At 41.7% G+C, this 17129-nt stretch carries 14 protein-coding genes; 6 read left to right on the top strand and 8 right to left on the bottom strand.

Going from position 1 to position 17129, the window contains the following annotated elements:
• Window positions 1-55: 55 nt before the first annotated feature.
• Both PF327_RS09660 and PF327_RS09655 read right to left on the bottom strand, forming a co-directional pair.
• Window positions 56-1447, bottom strand: a complete 1392-nt coding sequence (locus PF327_RS09660; protein WP_289402357.1) for an aldehyde dehydrogenase family protein — start codon at window positions 1445-1447, stop codon at window positions 56-58.
• 44 nt (window positions 1448-1491) lie between these two features.
• Window positions 1492-3132, bottom strand: coding sequence for an acetolactate synthase large subunit (locus PF327_RS09655; protein ID WP_289402356.1), 1641 nt, complete (start codon window positions 3130-3132; stop codon window positions 1492-1494).
• Window positions 3133-3369: 237 nt separating this feature from the next.
• On the opposite strand from PF327_RS09655, the gene PF327_RS09650 reads away from it, so the two are divergent.
• Genes PF327_RS09650 through PF327_RS09625 form a run of 6 tightly spaced genes read left to right on the top strand, consistent with a single transcriptional unit; the run spans window position 3370 to window position 8544 of the window.
• Entirely contained in the window at window positions 3370-4473 is a 1104-nt protein-coding gene (locus tag PF327_RS09650) for a zinc-binding metallopeptidase family protein (protein ID WP_353049172.1), read from the top strand.
• A gap of 15 nt (window positions 4474-4488) precedes the next feature.
• The gene (locus tag PF327_RS09645) at window positions 4489-4899 is read left to right on the top strand and encodes an ATP-dependent zinc protease family protein (protein ID WP_289402355.1); all 411 of its coding nucleotides are present in this window, start codon (window positions 4489-4491) and stop codon (window positions 4897-4899) included.
• Window positions 4899-5825 carry a 30S ribosomal protein S6--L-glutamate ligase gene (gene rimK, locus PF327_RS09640; protein WP_289402354.1) on the top strand — a complete coding sequence of 309 codons (927 nt, stop codon included), beginning with the start codon at window positions 4899-4901 and terminating at the stop codon, window positions 5823-5825. The genes PF327_RS09645 and rimK overlap by 1 nt, the downstream gene beginning before the upstream one ends.
• Window positions 5826-6866, top strand: a complete 1041-nt coding sequence (locus tag PF327_RS09635) for a succinylglutamate desuccinylase/aspartoacylase family protein (protein ID WP_289402353.1) — start codon at window positions 5826-5828, stop codon at window positions 6864-6866.
• A gap of 31 nt (window positions 6867-6897) precedes the next feature.
• Window positions 6898-7710, top strand: coding sequence for a polyphosphate kinase 2 (gene ppk2 / locus PF327_RS09630; RefSeq protein ID WP_289402352.1), 813 nt, complete (start codon window positions 6898-6900; stop codon window positions 7708-7710).
• A 36-nt stretch (window positions 7711-7746) separates the two neighbouring features.
• The gene (locus PF327_RS09625; RefSeq protein WP_289402351.1) at window positions 7747-8544 is read left to right on the top strand and encodes a CorA family divalent cation transporter; all 798 of its coding nucleotides are present in this window, start codon (window positions 7747-7749) and stop codon (window positions 8542-8544) included.
• A gap of 75 nt (window positions 8545-8619) precedes the next feature.
• Here the strand turns inward: PF327_RS09625 and PF327_RS09620 are convergent, their stop codons facing one another.
• From PF327_RS09620 to PF327_RS09595, 6 genes are all read right to left on the bottom strand, one after another.
• Window positions 8620-9855, bottom strand: a complete 1236-nt coding sequence (locus tag PF327_RS09620) for a glutamate-5-semialdehyde dehydrogenase (protein WP_289402350.1) — start codon at window positions 9853-9855, stop codon at window positions 8620-8622.
• Window positions 9856-9857: 2 nt separating this feature from the next.
• A complete protein-coding gene (ppnP, locus tag PF327_RS09615) occupies window positions 9858-10175 on the bottom strand; it encodes a pyrimidine/purine nucleoside phosphorylase (protein ID WP_289402349.1) in 318 nt (105 codons plus the stop codon).
• Between the two features lie 16 nt (window positions 10176-10191).
• Window positions 10192-10959, bottom strand: coding sequence for a pyrroline-5-carboxylate reductase (locus PF327_RS09610; RefSeq protein ID WP_289402348.1), 768 nt, complete (start codon window positions 10957-10959; stop codon window positions 10192-10194).
• Window positions 10959-11738, bottom strand: a complete 780-nt coding sequence (proB, locus tag PF327_RS09605; protein WP_289402347.1) for a glutamate 5-kinase — start codon at window positions 11736-11738, stop codon at window positions 10959-10961. Before proB ends, PF327_RS09610 begins: the two co-directional genes overlap by 1 nt.
• Window positions 11739-11859: 121 nt before the next feature.
• Entirely contained in the window at window positions 11860-13332 is a 1473-nt protein-coding gene (putP, locus tag PF327_RS09600) for a sodium/proline symporter PutP (protein WP_289402346.1), read from the bottom strand.
• 2 nt (window positions 13333-13334) lie between these two features.
• Window positions 13335-16919 carry a bifunctional proline dehydrogenase/L-glutamate gamma-semialdehyde dehydrogenase gene (locus PF327_RS09595; RefSeq protein ID WP_289402345.1) on the bottom strand — a complete coding sequence of 1195 codons (3585 nt, stop codon included), beginning with the start codon at window positions 16917-16919 and terminating at the stop codon, window positions 13335-13337.
• Window positions 16920-17129: the final 210 nt, after the last annotated feature.

Below are 17129 nucleotides of genomic sequence, written 5' to 3'. Positions count from 1 at the left end.
TATTATTTACAGTACTCAAGCTATGTGTAATGCCTGTGTAAAAGTAAAATTGAATTTATAAAGCTGAAGACTTTATCACCATCAATTTCTCTTTACTCATCTCTTCCATTGAATAAGGGATACCACCCATTCCCAGTCCTGATGCTTTCGCCCCACCAAAAGGCATCCAATCAACCCTGAATGCCGTATGGTCATTGACCATGACAGTCGTGCCGTTGAGACGCTTGACCGCCAGCAAGGCTGTGTCAATATTTTGAGTAAATACGGCTGCCTGAAAAGAGTATTCCAAACGGTTGGCTTCTTTAAAAGCATCTTCAATATCACTATAGGGGTAAATACAGACAACTGGACCAAAAATTTCTGAAGTACTTACTTTGGCATCACGCGGCGGATCTAAAAGCACTGTGGCTTCAAAACAGCTTTCAGAAATACGCTTGCCGCCACAAAGTACTTTTGCCCCTCCTAAGATCGCCTCATTGACCCATGATTCTATCCGCTTGACTTCATGGTGTGAAATGAGCGGTCCCACTTCTGTTTTGGGATCCAGAGGATCACCAACGATCAGCTTTTTCGCTGCTTGTGCCAATTTCAAACCCACTTCATCACAAATATCTTCATGGACAAAGATACATTGCACAGAGACACAGACCTGGCCTGCATGATAAAATCCCCCTTTGGTCAAAGCAGGGATCAATGCTACCATATCGGCATCGGCTTCAACAATCACAGGTGCGACACCTCCATGTTCAAGGCCCACACGGGTACCTGGAGAGACTTTTGAGTTCAGGTACCATCCAACTGCATCTGAACCAATAAAAGTCAAATAGTCTATCTTGGGGCTTGTAGCGAGATACTGTGCTACTTCCCTGTGACAGACCACTACTTGACACCATGCTTTAGGCAATCCTGCTTCATATAAAATGTTGACAAAATTAATCGCGGACATAGGGGTAGACTCAGATGGTTTAATAATAACAGGTGATCCAACGGCTATAGCCGGAACGGTTTGATGTACAGCAAGATTTAGGGGATGGTTAAAGGCTGAAATTGCGGCAACCACACCAATAGGCTCTTTCATAGTATACGCAATACGATTCACTGAACTTTTCGTATGACCCATGGCTATCTCTTTCCCTTCAAAAACACCCATATGTTCAATAGCAAGTTTTACACCATTGATGGCACGTTCCACTTCAACCTTTGAATCCATGTAAGGTTTACCGCCTTCGCTGGCTGCTATAAGTGTGAGTTCCTCTATACGGCTGCTCATGATCTCAACTGTTTTCTCTAAAATAGCGATACGTTCATATTTGGGCAACCACAGCTCCTGCTTTTCATACACTTTACGGGCACGATCTAAAGCCAGATCAATATCTTCTTCATTTGAAAGGGGTATCTCATCCAATACCTTTCCGTCAAATGGTGACATTACTTTAATACTGTTCATCCTCTCCACTCCTAAAATGATTGAGCCGTTCTATGGCTTCAAATTTATACCAAACACGTTTTATTTTTGAGTAACTCATTTAAAATGGCATGATTTAAACTATAGTCTACTGCCAGATCGATCAGATGTACACCTTTACGGTCGATCACATCATTTAAAATGGAACCAAATTCATCACAGGAGGCCGGTCGGTACCCCATGGCACCATACGCTTTGGCATACTGGACAAAGTCCGGATTTTTGAAATCCAATCCAAAATGATCAAATCCCATGCCTTCCTGTTTCCATTTGATCATACCGTAGGCACTGTCATTTAAAATGATGACCACAAGATCCAACTTCAGTCTGACAGCAGTTTCCAACTCTTGAGCGTTCATCATAAAACCACCGTCCCCGCATACCGCTATCACTTTTTTATCGGGGTGAACAATCTTGGCAGCCATTGCAGAAGCCAAACCTGCACCCATAGTGGCCAATGCATTATCGAGCAGCAGCGTATTGGGTAAAAAACATTTGTAATTACGTGCGAACCAAATCTTATAGATACCATTGTCTAAAGCCAAAATGCCATCTTTGGGAAGAACATCTCTGATGTCTTTGAGTGCTCTTTGCGGTAAGATCGGAAATCTTTCATCTTTAAAATATTTCACGATATGTCCTTGTGATTCATCTTTAATACGCATAAAGTATGTAAAATCCCAGTGTGCTTGTTTTTGGGCCAGTTCGGTCAAAGAGACCAAATTTCGGGCAATATCACCGGTCACATCAAGCTGAGGGAAATAGGTGTCATCTACACTGGAAGGTGAAAAATTGATATGTATGACTTTTGTGCCTCCCTGTTTCATTATAAATGGCGGTTTTTCGATGATGTCATGTCCAACATTGATGATCAGGTCAGCTCTGTCTATTGCACAATGGAGATAATCGTTCTCAGAGAGTGCGGCTGTTCCAAGGTATAAAGAATGGAACTCGCTCACAACACCTTTCCCCATTTGGGTCATAAAAAAGGGTATACCGAGTTTATCTATAAACTCTTTCATAGCAGAACCGATACACCTGCGATTGGCTCCGGCTCCAATAAGGACCAATGGCATTTTTGCTTCGTATAGCATCGTTAAAGCGTTTTGCAAACTTTCATTTCTGGCAATCGGGTAATAGGTCTTACGCACAGGGAATAGTTGTTCATCCACTTCTTCTCTTGCAATATCTTCGGGCAGTTCGATATGTACTGCACCGGGTCTCTCCTGTGAAGCCAATTTAAAACTCTGACGAACCATCGCAGCGATGTTGTTGCCATTGACCACTTGTTTGGAACATTTTGTAATGGGTTTCATCATGTGCACAACATCTATGATCTGAAAACGTCCTTGCTTGCTTTTCTTGATCGGTTTCTGACCTGTGATCATCAACATGGGGATACCTCCCAGGTTGGCATACGCTGCAGGTGTCACAAGGTTAGTTGCACCCGGTCCCAAAGTAGCCATACATACACCGACTTTTCCCGTGAGTCGTCCATAGGTCGCAGCCATAAAACCTGCACCCTGTTCATGACGGGTCAAAATAAATTGAATACTGGAGTCTCGCAAGGAATTTAAAAGGTCCAGATTCTCCTCTCCGGGAATACCAAAGATATATTCAACCCCCTCATTCTCTAATGCTTTGATAAATAGATCTGATGCTTTCATTACGTATTGTCCTTGTCTCTTTGATTATAAAAAATTTTATTTTTCATTTTCTCATACTTAAAGATCCTATTTGGAATAGTATAAAATGAATGTGTGTATTCAGTGTGGACTATATTATCTACCTACTATGATAAAGTAGATTTCATGCAAAAATATAGATTTAGCCTGTTATAGGTGCTTTTAGAAGCTTATCTATGCAATAATTAGTATTGATTTTATGAAAGAAAGCAGGGTATTGTGTTTAAGAGGATCTTTTTAAAACATATGCAAGAGACTGGCGGGGAACCCGAAGAGATAGGCCGTTTTCTTGATATACTGAAACAGCTTATACGAACACCTTCTGTTGTGGGGGCTGAACACTCTTTTTTCCTTTACTTGAAAAGAGAACTGGAAGAGAGAGGGATCAGTGCAACGCTTTATGAAGGCTTACTTGTAGCAGAAGGATCTGAGCCTGATAACGGTATGATCTCTGCGCATATCGATCGGCATGGTCTTATTTGTACCGGTCCCAATGAATTCCAGTATGCAGCGTTTATCGCACAGAACAGAGGAGATCTGACAGGAGATTCCGTTGCTGAAAAAACCTATAAGGATATTATAGGACGTTTTATGAATCAGCGTGTTCAAGCCTATGATCCATGGTCAGGCGCATACCTGGGGTTAGGAGAGATAGACAGTGCCTATATGTGTGAACGCAGATTGAACCTTCTTTTTAAAGTCAAAGGACTGGAACATTTGTATGCCGGTACACCTGTAGCCTATGTGGATACACTGACCTATGAGGATGGGTATCTCTCTGCACAATTGGATAATGTACTCAGTGCAGCGATCATTCTTTTTTTATATGAGAGAGGATACCAGGGGCGCGCTTTTTTCACTGCACAAGAAGAGGTAGGGAAGAGTTGGCGGTATTTACTTGAATGGTTCAGGGGACATGATCTCTCAACGGATTCCCTACTGGTGCTTGATACCAGTCCATATCCCGGAAGGGTTGCTGCAGAGGCACAGCATATCGTGTTGAGGAATAAAGATGCGAATGCCACTTTTGTTTCGCCACTCACGAAACAGATCGAAACCATTTGTGATGAGTTCTCGATAAAATACGGATACAAAGATGCATTCATAGAGGATCTCAACAGAGAGTTCTTGGCGCAAGGAAAACCCCTTTATTCTCTAGGAAGTACGGAGATGGGACGTTTGGCAAAGGCGAGTGACGGTACTATACAGGGAACGACATTTCAGCTTCCCACTACCGGGTATCACACGACGGCAGAAACAGTCTCTCTGGAATCCATTGAGAAAGCACTGAAAATATTGGAAACACTTTATTTAAAAGTATAAAGAAAAGGAAAGAAGATGGAAGTAATAGGATATATAGAAAGAGTGGATCTTCCAGGACTGGAACTTTTTGCTTTGGATGCGAAAATAGATACAGGTGCGGATTCTTGTTCTATGCACTGTGACGACATTGAAATAGAGGGCGAAAATGTCATTTTTACCCTACATGATGAAGTACATCCTGCCTATCATGGCAAAAGACTTACTTTGCCGATATATAAGATCAAAAATGTAAAAAGTTCCAACGGAAGAAGTGAAGAGAGAATATTTGTGAAATCAATGTTGAAATTGGGTTGTAAAACATATGAAGCAGAGATCTCACTGACCAATCGGGAAAATATGAAGTATCCTATGCTGATAGGAAGACGTTTCCTATCACATCACTATCTGATCGATGTTTCTCATAAATATATTACAAAGGATAAATAATGACCGTTTACATACTTTCTAGAAATACAAAACTCTATTCAACAGAAAGGTTGATAGAGGCAGCCGAGGCGAAAGGATGGAATGTACGTGTCATAGATTATTTGATGTGTACGATCGAGATCGTGAAGGGCGAACTGTTAGTGGTTTACGATGGTGAATTATTACCGGTACCAGATGCGATCATCCCTCGTATCGGTGCAAGTCGAACGTTTTATGGAACTGCGATGGTGCGTCACTTTGAAATGATGGGTGCCTTCAGTGTTGCGGGGAACCTTGCGATCGCAAGATCCAGAGATAAGCTCAGAAGCCTTCAGGTGTTATCTATCAATGATGTTGATATGCCAAAAACAGTGTTTGCATCCAATAAAGCCAATGCGAAAGATGTGATCAAACTCATCGGAGGGACCCCTTTGGTACTTAAGATCCTTGAAGGAACTCAGGGGGTCGGAGTGGTACTTGCAGAGACACAAAAAGCAGCACAATCAGTATTGGATGCTTTTTATGGCATGGATGTGAGTCTTTTGGTGCAGGAGTTCATCAAAGAGGCAGGGGGAGCAGATATCCGTGCATTTGTCATCAATGGCCAGGTGGTCGGGGCGATGAAACGCCAAGGTGCAGAAGGTGATTTCAGATCCAACCTTCATCAGGGAGGAAGTGCAACTGCACATAAACTCAGCCGTAAGGAAAAATCTACGGCGATCGCTGCTGCAAAGGCAATGGGACTGGGTGTATGCGGTGTAGATATGATCCCTTCTGATCGTGGTCCATTGGTGATGGAGGTGAACTCATCTCCTGGACTTGAAGGTATTGAAAAAGCGACCAATGCAAATATCGCAGGGAAGATCATGGATTATATTGAAGCCAACATTAAACCTACGGATAATAAAAAACCACCGCGTCGCAGAAAAGATAATATTGGGGCATAAATGAGACATAATCCTTTTATCTTAGGTGGTGAAGAGATACCTAGAGGTACACAAAGACGTGTAGAGATAGAGTTGCCAAGTTTTTACGGTACACCTACGTCTCTTACAGCCTATGTGATCCGCGGTAAAAAAGCGGGTCCAACGGTTTTCATTAGTGCAGCCATTCATGGAGATGAACTCAATGGTATAGAGATCATCCGTCGTCTTCGTCAGCTGCATTTGCTTACCAAACTTAAAGGTACATTGATACTTGTTCCTATAGTGAACATTTACGGAGCCATAAACCTTTCAAGGTATCTACCTGACAGACGTGACCTGAACAGAAGTTTCCCGGGGCATTCCAAAGGAGCGCTTGCCTCACGTCTGGCAAAGACCTTTTTTGATGAGATCGTATCCCAATGTGATCTGGGGATCGACCTGCATACGGCCAGTATTCATAAGGACAATCTCCCCCAAGTGCGTACTAATATCGACAATGAATATACTTTGAGACTTGCCTATGCATTTGAAGCACCTGTGATACTACATTCGGAATTAAGGGATGGATCTTTACGTGCTGTAGCACAAGATAAAGGGATACCGATCTTACTGTATGAAGCGGGAGAAGCTTTGAGACTGGATGAAAAATCCATTAAGATCGGGGTAAAAGGCATTATCAATGTACTCAGGGCTAACGAGATGCTGCCGGTGCGTGTCAAAAAAAGCAGTCGCATTAAGCCTGTGTTGACAAAAACCAGCAAATGGATACGTGCGCACGAAAGTGGTATGATACAAACCATTAAACAATTAGGTGATGTAGTGGAAGAGGGGGATATCATTGCACGTATTCATTCATTATTTGATGATCAAAGCTATGAAGTGGCTGCACCTTTTGATGGTATTATCATAGGAAAAACACAAATTCCTCTTATCCATGAGGGGGATGCAGCGTTTCATATCGCAGCACTGAAAGATATTCAAATCGCTGAAGAGCGCATGGAACCTTTCCATCAGGATGAGACCCTGATGGAGATTCCAATGGTAGATGAGAGGATCGTATAAAAATGACTGTATTGGTATTTAGGAATGTGAGATGCATGAAGAGATCATAGAAAAACTGCGTAAAGAGAATGAGCTCTTACGGCAAACTCATACGGAAGCTGATCTCTATTATGCCAAGATGAAAGAGTTGGAAATATATCAGGCCCAGTTGGTGAAACTCTTGACTGAAATAGAGGAAAAATCCCAAAAAGTGATCGTACTCTTTGAGGGAAGAGATGCGGCAGGAAAAGGAAGTCTTATCGGGAGCATATCCCAATATCTGAACCCTAAGCACTGTCGTTCTGTTGCGCTTGGTAAACCTACGGATGAAGAGAGATCACAATGGTATTTTCAAAAATATATCAAGCATTTCCCACGCGGGGGAGAATTGGTACTTTTTGATCGAAGTTGGTATAACCGTGCCATGGTTGAGCCGGTATTTGGATTTTGTACCCAGAATGAGTATGAACTTTTTTTAGACACGGTGACCAACTTTGAAGATTCCTTCACGAAGCATGGTACACGTCTGATAAAGATCTATCTGAGCGTTTCCAAAGAGATACAAAATGAACGTTTTGAAAAACGTCGTACCGATCCTTTGAGACAGTGGAAGCTCAGTGAAATAGATATGCAGGCCCAGGCAATGTGGAATGAGTTCACACAAAAAAAGAGAATCATGCTTGAACGTACACATACCCCTGAGTCCCCATGGCATATCATTCGGTCAAATGATAAGCATAAAGCACGTATAGAGGCAATGAAGTTAATATTGAGAGAACTTGATTTTCAAGTAGAGGATTCCACAGTTGATCTGAAGGCTGATGAGAATATCTTAGTCTCTGTCGAGGCTGAAATATTAGGTTGACACTATGGTCTGTAATGACATCTAAAAGGTAAAATTATGACACAGGTAGAACATTTGGTCGATACACTACATCTAGAAGATTTAGACAATCCTCTACACCCCTCTATTTTTGATGACAATGATGAATATGATATGCTTATCATACGTCTTCCTATCATTACTGAGAAGCTTGAAGCGATCTCCTTAGGGTTTATCATTACAAAAGATGCCAGTTATCTGTTCAATGCTGAAAAGAGTAGACTAGAGGAGCTAGGGAATCGATTTGAAGGGCCGCATCAAAAGATAGATACACTTTTGGACCATCTCCTTAAATCCTTTCACTCCTATCAGGATCAGATCTCCGACATGGAAGAGACACTGTATGAAGATACAGTAAAATCGAACTTTATGACACAGTGGCTTACGTTAAAAAGAGATATTTTACGGGTAGAACGCATCATGCACCGTACTTCAGCTGTCATGCAGGATATGATCCAGTATTATGAGACGGATGGGAGTTTTCCTTTGAACCATTATATAGATATTCATGAGCATTGCGAACGTATTTTACGTTCTGCAACACTGCAGCTTTCAAAACTCGATTATCTCTATAATTTTTATAATACGCGTACCAATGAAAAAATGAATCGTCTTATTTTTCTTCTTACGATTATTTCAGCGGTTTTTCTTCCGCTTAATCTCATCGTTGGTTTTTTTGGTATGAATACAAGCGGTCTGCCATTTACAGAGGGATCGAATGGTACTTTCAGTGTGGTCGTGGGGTTGGTTTTCCTGGTTGTCATCACATCATTAGGTGTGTTAGTCTGGAGACGTAAGATCGAGTATTCAGAATAAGTGGACAGAATGTCATTGGTTGAGGTACTCTACAGCCTTGAGGGCTGCAGTGAACTGTAGACAAGAAGCAGCAGGTTATTTACGTACCTGTCCGCTACCATAAATCTTAAACTTATAGGTGGTAAGCCCCTCTATGCCCATCGGTCCTCTGGCATGGAGTTTGTTGGTACTGATCCCCACTTCTGCACCGAATCCAAAGGCACCTCCATCTGTAAAGCGTGTCGAGGCATTGACATAGACTGCTGCAGCATCGATAGCATTCAAAAAGAGTTCAGCCGTAGTGATATTTTCTGTGATAATAGCTTCAGAATGTCCTGAACCAAATCTCACAATGTGTTCAATCGCACCTTCAACCCCATCAACGACTTTAATATTTAAAATATTCGCCAAATACTCTGTATCATAATCTTCATCCGTTGCATGTGAAACTTCTATAATATCTTGTGTTCTACTATCACCTTTGAGCTCGGTGTGTGCCTCATCAAATGCAGTTTTGAGTTGAGGTAAGGCCTCTTTTGCTATGGCAGCATCAACTAAGAGTGTCTCCATAGCATTACATACACCGGGACGTTGTACTTTTGCATTAAGCGCGATCGCTATGGCATTGTCCAGTTTTGCATCTTTGTCGATGTAGGTATGACACTGTCCTTTATCGTGTTTAACCACAGCGACAGTCGCATTTTCAGTAACATGCTTGATGAGTCCTGCACCACCTCTTGGGATGATAAGATCCACATATTTATCCATCTTGATCAGTTTGTCAACTCCCTCTCTTGACGCGTCTGGTATGAGTGAGATCAAGGCACGCGGGAGATCGTTCGCTTCTAATACATCTTGAAGTATCTTAGCGATCCCTTCGTTAGAGTTCTGAGCCTCTTTACCCCCTTTGAGTACACAAACATTGGAGCTTTTAAAACAGAGAGCTGCAGTGTCTGAAGTCACATTGGGACGAGATTCATAGATGATCCCTATCACACCGATAGGGATAGAAACCTTCTGCATGTTTAAGCCATCTTCAGTGATCCATCCGTCCAAGACACGGCCTACAGGGTCTTTCAAGGCTGCTATCTCTTCTATGGCTACTGCCATTGCATCGATGCGGCTTTCATCTAATAAAAGCCTGTCCATCAGTGCAGAAGAGAGTTTGTTCTTTTCTCCCTCTTCCATATCTTTTTTGTTCTGTGCTATCAGGATGCTGCTGTTCTCTCTAAGGGCCTGAGCCATTTCCTTCAGTATTCTGTTTTTTTCACGTCCGCTGATGGTCGCTAGAATCCTGCTTGAATTTTTCGCTTCTTTTAGAAAAGCTTCCATTGTTATGCCTTTATATAACTACAGCAGTAATCTGTAACTGTTTTGATCTTCAGATCAAATGATGAGTTGGCCGGTACATTGAAACTCTCAGGGGTGTTTAATGTCCTAAATTCTGTTTCACCCGGAAGTCTGATCTCCAATTCTCCACTCATCATCTCCATGATCTCTGCTTCATTCGTGTCAAATGTATATTCACCCGGCTGCATCACACCTAGGGTCTGTCTATCTCCATTGGGTAAAAAAATAGTTCTACTTACTACTTTTCCATCGAAATATACATTGGCTTCTTTGATCATTGATATGTTTTCTAGTTTTGTCATTTTCTTTCCTTTTTTATTAGTTTTTCTCTTTAAGTTCTTTGGCTTTAGCATAGGCATCACTGACTGCTTCCATCATACCGTGACGTACGTTACAACGCTCTAGTGCAGCATATCCAGCGGCAGTTGTGCCTCCCGGGCTCATCACACCATCTTTTATGATCGCTGGGTTTTCATGTGCTATAAGGGATGCAAACCCTTCAAAAAGACCTTGTACTAGTACCTGGGCATCTACACGCTTCAGTCCTTGATTTACTGCACCATCGGCCAGGCTTTCAGCGATCAGTGCCAAGTATGCAGGCCCGCTTCCTGCGACACCTGTTGCGATGTCGAGTTCATTTTCACTGTTGAGCCATAAACTTCTACCAATGGAGTTAAAGATACTTAATGCACTTTCCTTTAGATCCTCATCTCCTGTGATCGTTGTCATAGATTTAAGATGACTTGCCCCTAAATTTGGCATCGTTCTTATGTATTTTTTTGCTTTGATCTGTGCGCTGAGACTCTCTATGGATGTGCCTGCCAGAACAGAATAAATGGCATCTGCTTCACCTGTTAATTTTGGAGCAAGATCAGGGAGAGAGTAGGGTTTGACACAAAGTACTATATGTTTATTTGATATATCTTCTTTCGCTTCCATCACTTTCGTTGAAATTTGAGGAAGCTGTTCTTGAAGCGCTTGTAAAGAGTGTTTGTTTCTTCCCATAACCTCTATCTCATAATGTTCAACTAACCCTTCAATAAGCGCCTTAGCCATATTACCATTGCCAATAAATGTTAACTTCATTATTTATCTTTCTTTTCTTTTTTCGTTGTGAATAGTGTACCTTTATTATGTACACCCTCTATTAAAAATTCTCTAGCAGTTGTCAGATCATAACCATTACATAAAAACATCTCTCTTTTTTTACTCATAATGTAGTCAGCTGCTTTGAGTTTTGTTACGATGCCTCCTGTTGCAAACTGTGAGTTTGGTGTATGTTCCTGTGCCAGTTCTTCTTTTTTTATCTCAGTGACCACTTTTCTGATCTTTGCGTCTGGATTCTCTTTAGGGTTGTCATCATAATATCCATCAATATCACTTAAGATGACAAGCAGATCAGCACCGGTATAGTAGGTGATATGTGCAGAGAGTTGGTCATTATCTCCAAAGAGTTGATCTGGCGTTGTTGAAATATCATTTTCATTGACTATAGGCAAAATATCATTTTTCAGAGTTCTGTCTATAATGTCCTGAAATATCTTTGTATGCACTCTTGAGTCAAAATCTTCTTCCGTTAAAAGTATTTGAGAAATAGGCACATCATAAATATCAAATTTGTTTTTATAGGAACTCATAAGTATAGGCTGTCCAACAGAAGCTAACACTTTTTTACTTGTAGGGACACTTCTGTTCAATTTAACTGCTGTATATCCTGCAGCGACTGCCCCTGAAGTCACAAGAATAACTTCATATTGTTTTCTGGCTTCAGCAATTAAAGAGGCTAGGTTCAACATCCTCTCTTTTGCTATACTTGTTGTCTCTGTTAAGACACTGCTTCCTACCTTGATCACTATCCTTTTCATTTTTATCCCTTTTTTTTATATACGGTATAGTTCTGTACTCTTATTGTACTGAAACATCTATCGTTTTGTAAAATTTTTTTGTTCAGTTTTGAAGATCTATGCTAATACGCTTCATTATTTCCTATTCATAGTCTAATCGGTTTTGCACTTCATCAAACTTTTTAGCTATAGAATCCGGGTTCGATGCGCCATATCTACTAAAGAGCAAAATAGCTATCCATGAAAAAACAAATCCAGGAAGCAATTCAAAGATCTCAAATATGCCACCCTCTAAATCTTTCCAGATGATGACAGTCAAAGCACCCACTACCATACCTGCTATCGCACCGAACTTTGTAATGTTACGGCTGTAAAGGCTTAAGATGATTAGCGGTCCGAATGCCGCACCGAATCCTGCCCACGCATACGATACTAGTTTGAGGACACTGGAGTTCTCATCTGTGGATAAATACCATGCGATAACTGCGATCAAGATCACTGTGGCACGCCCGATCCAGACAAGTTCTTTGTTACTGGCCTCTTTATGTAGGATCGCGTGGTATACATCTCTTGTCAGCACAGAAGAGGATACCAGCAGTTGTGAGTCGATCGTACTCATGATGGCCGCAAGTATCGCAGCCAGTAAAAAACCTGCGATCCAAGGGTTAAAAACAAGCTGGGAGAGTAAGATAAAGATCTTTTCACTGTCTGCCAGATCAATGCTGTTCGCTGCGACATAGGCAAAGCCGAAAAAACCGACGCTTAAAGAACCGATGATGGATAAAATCATCCAGCTCATTCCGATGGTTTTGGCTTTATGTGTCTCGTTTTCATCTCTGATCGACATAAATCTCACAAGAATATGAGGCTGTCCAAAATAGCCTAACCCCCATGCAAGCAGTGATATTACAGAGATAAGAGAGACACCGCTGATCATGTTAAGGTGTGATGGTTCTAAGGATTCTATCGCTGTGATGGCACTGGTGATCCCGCCAAGTTCAGTCACAACCACGACCGGTGTGATCACAAGCGCCAGCATCATCAAAATACCCTGAATAAAATCTGTCCAGCTTACGGCATTATAGCCTCCCAGGAAAGTATAGGAAACGATCACAAAACTTCCTATAAGCAGTGCATCTGAGTATGCGATATTAAAGGTTGCCTCAAAAAGCTTTGCTCCCCCTACAAGCCCAGATGAAGTATAAAGCGTGTAAAAAATCAAGATCACCACTGCAGTAACCACCCTGAGTATATGTCCGTTATCTTCAAAACGGTTTGCCAGATAATCCGGGATCGTAATGGAGTCGTTCAGATGATGCGTGTAGACTCTAAGCGGCTTTGCCACATAATGCCAGTTAAGATAGGCACCTATAATAAGCCCCACTGCGATCCAACTACCGACGATCCCGTCACTATACATCATACCCGGAAGCCCAAGAAGCAGCCACCCACTCATATCAGATGCGCCTGCACTCAGGGCAGTCACACTGGGGTTGAGACCGCGTCCACCTAACACATAGTCACTCAGATCATTGGTTTTAAAGTAAAAATAAAACCCTATTGCCAGCATTACCAGCATATAGCCTATAAATGATATGATTATTTCTATCTGCATATTTAAATCTCCTCGAATTTGATACTTTGAATACCAAGATTTCCGTATCTGTGGTAAGAGTTTGAGATACTCTGCTCTATGAAGTAGTGCATCAGTTCAAGTCTGCCATGCGATACAAAGTTCTCACTGGCTAGATAGATCGCTTTATCGGCGATCGCATTGTAGATAGTGTCGCTTACGTTATCCGGATGCAGGAATCTTACTCGTTGTACTTCAGGTATCTTCTTTATCAGTGCATCTTCATCATCTCGGGCAAACGTGTCCTCTTGCCCAATAAAAGAGTTCTGTTTGGACTCAAGCCAGATCAGTTCGGCTTTACGGGATCTTTTCGGTATAGAGATATGAAGCTGTGCCCCTATCATCTTGATGGCCATGATCGTTGTGAGTATCTCATCAAGTTCATCCTTCTCTTCGATCCTAAGCAGTACACTCTTTACAGGAAGATAACGGATGATATTGCTCTCTCCCCTGATATGTGCATAGTCATGCTCTTTTAAAAACTCAACCTCGTACCAGTGTGTAAAGTGGCACATATGTCTCAGTGCAGCTTCACACTCATCATTAAAAACTGTATCTCTTGTGAGAAGCACTCTCATTTGATCTAAAAACCGGCTTGAACATGATTCATAAAGGTTGGTCTCATGATATTCAAGATTCATAAACTGACTGACATAGTTGAAACCACCTGCTTTTTTACCGCTTCCTATCGCAGATTTTCTCATGCCGCCAAAAGGCTGGCGTGTGACGATCGCACCTGTCGTGACACGGTTGATATAGAGATTCCCTGCAATGATCCGTTCTTTCCAGTAATCCTGTTCTCTTTTATCCAAGGATTCTATACCCGAGGTCAAACCGTAGCCTGTTGCATTGACTATGTCGATGGCATCATCCAGGTTTTCTGAACACATGACGCTTAGTACGGGGCCAAAAAGCTCATTCATATGACAAAAATCATTTCTCTTTGTTCCCCATCTTACAGATGGTGTAAGCATATAGGGATTGCCTCTGTCCGCGTAATCCGGTTTGACCAGCCACTCTTCGCCCTCATCAAGAGAGGAGAGGGCCTCTTTAAGTTCACCTGAGGGAAGATTTGACAAGGTACCGATCCGATTGGAAAAATCCCAAACAGAGCCCGTTTTAAGTGATTCAACTGCCTCTTTGATCGTCTGTTTAAATGCTTCATCGTTAAATAGCTCTTTTTCAAGTACCAGCAGTGAAGTGGCTGAACACTTTTGTCCTGAATTGTGAAAGGCGGATACAATCACATTTTTAATCGCCTGGTCACGGTCGGCCAAAGCAGTGACAATCGTCGCATCCTTACCACCGGTTTCAGCACTCAGTGCTATATCCGGACGGGACTTAATGATGTTGTAAGCCGTCTTTTCACCTCCTGTAAAGATTGTAAAATCGATCTCTCTGCTGGGGATCATATGTTCACCTACTACAGAACCGCGGCCTGGGATGAACTGGAGTGTATTTTTACTGATACCTGCATCCCAAAAACATTGACACAAACGGTACCCGCACAGGATAGAGTCTTCTGCAGGCTTTAAGATGACCGTATTTCCTGCAGCCAGTGATGCAGCGATGCCACCTACCGGAATGGCGATAGGAAAGTTCCATGGGCTTATCACCAGCCCCACGCCTTTTCCTGTGGCTTCAACACCTGTAAGACCTGATATCTTTGCTACACTGTAAGGGTAAAAGTTTGCAAAGTCTATCGCTTCACTCACTTCTACGTCCGTTTCAGTGAACACTTTTCCCACTTCTGCAGCGGCCACTCCTATAAGGTCTGCTCTTGCGACTCTGATCTCATGTGCTACATCCATCAGGATCTTTTGTCTTTGCTCTACTGTCAGTGTTCTCCAGCCATCCGGGTCTTTTTTTGCTGTTGCAATGGCTTTTTTCATATCTTCAGGTGTTGCTTCTGCATAGCGTCCTGCCAGCTTCTTCTCGTGGTACTGGCTCTTGTCTATCACATCTACATGCAGATCTCTTTGCACAATCTCACCGCTAACAACGGGATATGCGTTAAATCCACCTACTTCTCCGATATTCTGCCACTTATTGCGGATCTTTTCTGCCCACTCTCTGTTTGCTTGGAGCACAAAGTCTGTATCCGGCTCATTCTCAAAATGATAGCGTTTCACATCAATTGTTTCTTTGACGATCTCTTTATTCCTATCTTGCGTTCTGTAGGGTTTCTGATCAACAGTTGCCATACGTGCCAGTGCATCGTCGTAACTTTTGACCAAAATATCCCATGCAGGGGTATCGACCTTAAGGCCGAAACTGTGTCGTAAAAAGTTCTGTTCTGCGGTGTTTTCATCAAATCTTCTTACCAGATAGGCGATGGCATTGGTAAAGGTCTCTTTTGTCGCAGTCGGCGCATAGAGGATCACATTCAAGCCTTGCTCTTTGAGCACCTGATAGGCTGCCTCACTCATCCCTTCAAGCATCTCTGCAGTGACATATTTTTCTACTTTTCTCTCTTTGGCCAAAAGCATAGCTAATGCATGGTCAAACAGATTGTGCGATGCGACACCGGTATGTACATAAGGTGCTACGTCCGGGTCAAGTAAAAAGTTCATCGCAATTTTATAGTTTGCATCAGATTCTGCTTTTGAGGCGTAGGTGACATTCGGCCAGCCTCTGAGAGATGCTTCGGTCAGTTCCATCTCCTGGTTTGCACCTTTGACGATACGGATCTTGATAGGTGCACCACCGCTTTGCACTCTTTTTTTAGCCCAAGCATAGAGCTCTTTGATATGTATCATAGCATCGGGCATGTAAGTCTGGATCACGATGCCTGCATGAAGGTTTTTATAGGCATCCATCTCTAAAACCGTTTTGAATGCATCGATAGTCATCTGGATATCTCTATACTCTTCCATATCAAGATTGACAAACTTATAGTATTCCTTACCGTCCTTATCCAGATAGGTATTTTCCATGGCTGCACTATACACTTTTTGTAATTGCTCGGATATGTGACGTATGTTGTTTTCATGGGCATGTGGAATGATCTGTGAAAAAAGGTTCGATATTTTAATAGAAAGATAATCGACATCAGGATTTTGAAGCAGTTTGATATATTTCTCTACTCGTTTTTCTGCTTCTTGCTTGCTTAGGACGATCTCTCCGATCACATTGATGTTAACTCTGGTACCCTCTTTTTTTCTTTTGTGTATATGCTTTGAGAGTACAGGATCCTCTCCTTGAATGACAATGGCACTGATATCATTTCTGAGGTATTTGACAAAAAGAGGAATGGAGATGGAAGTAAGATAGATCCCAACATCGCGAAACAGCCAGATCAGGATCTGTTCAAACTGGGAAAAGAAGTCTGTGCTTTTATATTTTTCGAATATATACTCCAGCTGGTCTGCAACCCTGTCAGGATCGTTAGAACGAAAGCTTTGGTCCAGTAGTTCGATAAGGAAAATTTTGTTCACAGGATTTTTCAACATTTTTAACATCATCTCGTGAAAATCTTGCTCTTGACCCTTGCGTGAAACCTGTATTTTCTTTTGCCATTGATAGGCAACTTCTTTTACATCCTGTGCAATTTTTTCTGGTATGTTCAAGTTGTTTTTCTCCCTTTTTAGAATTATTTATCAGCTATTTTTTCATAGGCTATATATCTATTATAGACAGATTTGAATAGTTTTTTAGATTTTTTGGATAAATAATTTCATTTTAATTTTTCACATCATTATATGTAAATATTTAACAAATAATAGGTTAAATATTTACATATAATACGTACTATATTAACATATTTATATTACTAAAGA

The sequence above is a fragment of the Sulfurovum xiamenensis genome, assembly GCF_030347995.1.
In the GTDB taxonomy this organism is placed as follows: domain Bacteria; phylum Campylobacterota; class Campylobacteria; order Campylobacterales; family Sulfurovaceae; genus Sulfurovum; species Sulfurovum xiamenensis.
Note: the sequence above shows the minus strand (reverse complement) of the source record. Positions and strands in the feature narration are given on the sequence as shown.

Excerpts from the sequence above, each read along its gene's own strand:
- PF327_RS09660 (WP_289402357.1), bottom strand. The coding sequence starts at position 1,447 with ATGAACAGTATTAAAGTAATGTCACCATTTGACGGAAAGGTATTGGAT.
- PF327_RS09655 (WP_289402356.1), bottom strand. The coding sequence starts at position 3,132 with ATGAAAGCATCAGATCTATTTATCAAAGCATTAGAGAATGAGGGGGTT.
- PF327_RS09645 (WP_289402355.1), top strand. The coding sequence starts at position 4,489 with ATGGAAGTAATAGGATATATAGAAAGAGTGGATCTTCCAGGACTGGAA.
- rimK (WP_289402354.1), top strand. The coding sequence starts at position 4,899 with ATGACCGTTTACATACTTTCTAGAAATACAAAACTCTATTCAACAGAA.
- PF327_RS09635 (WP_289402353.1), top strand. The coding sequence starts at position 5,826 with ATGAGACATAATCCTTTTATCTTAGGTGGTGAAGAGATACCTAGAGGT.
- ppk2 (WP_289402352.1), top strand. The coding sequence starts at position 6,898 with ATGCATGAAGAGATCATAGAAAAACTGCGTAAAGAGAATGAGCTCTTA.
- PF327_RS09625 (WP_289402351.1), top strand. The coding sequence starts at position 7,747 with ATGACACAGGTAGAACATTTGGTCGATACACTACATCTAGAAGATTTA.
- PF327_RS09620 (WP_289402350.1), bottom strand. The coding sequence starts at position 9,855 with ATGGAAGCTTTTCTAAAAGAAGCGAAAAATTCAAGCAGGATTCTAGCG.
- ppnP (WP_289402349.1), bottom strand. The coding sequence starts at position 10,175 with ATGACAAAACTAGAAAACATATCAATGATCAAAGAAGCCAATGTATAT.
- PF327_RS09610 (WP_289402348.1), bottom strand. The coding sequence starts at position 10,959 with ATGAAGTTAACATTTATTGGCAATGGTAATATGGCTAAGGCGCTTATT.
- proB (WP_289402347.1), bottom strand. The coding sequence starts at position 11,738 with ATGAAAAGGATAGTGATCAAGGTAGGAAGCAGTGTCTTAACAGAGACA.
- putP (WP_289402346.1), bottom strand. The coding sequence starts at position 13,332 with ATGCAGATAGAAATAATCATATCATTTATAGGCTATATGCTGGTAATG.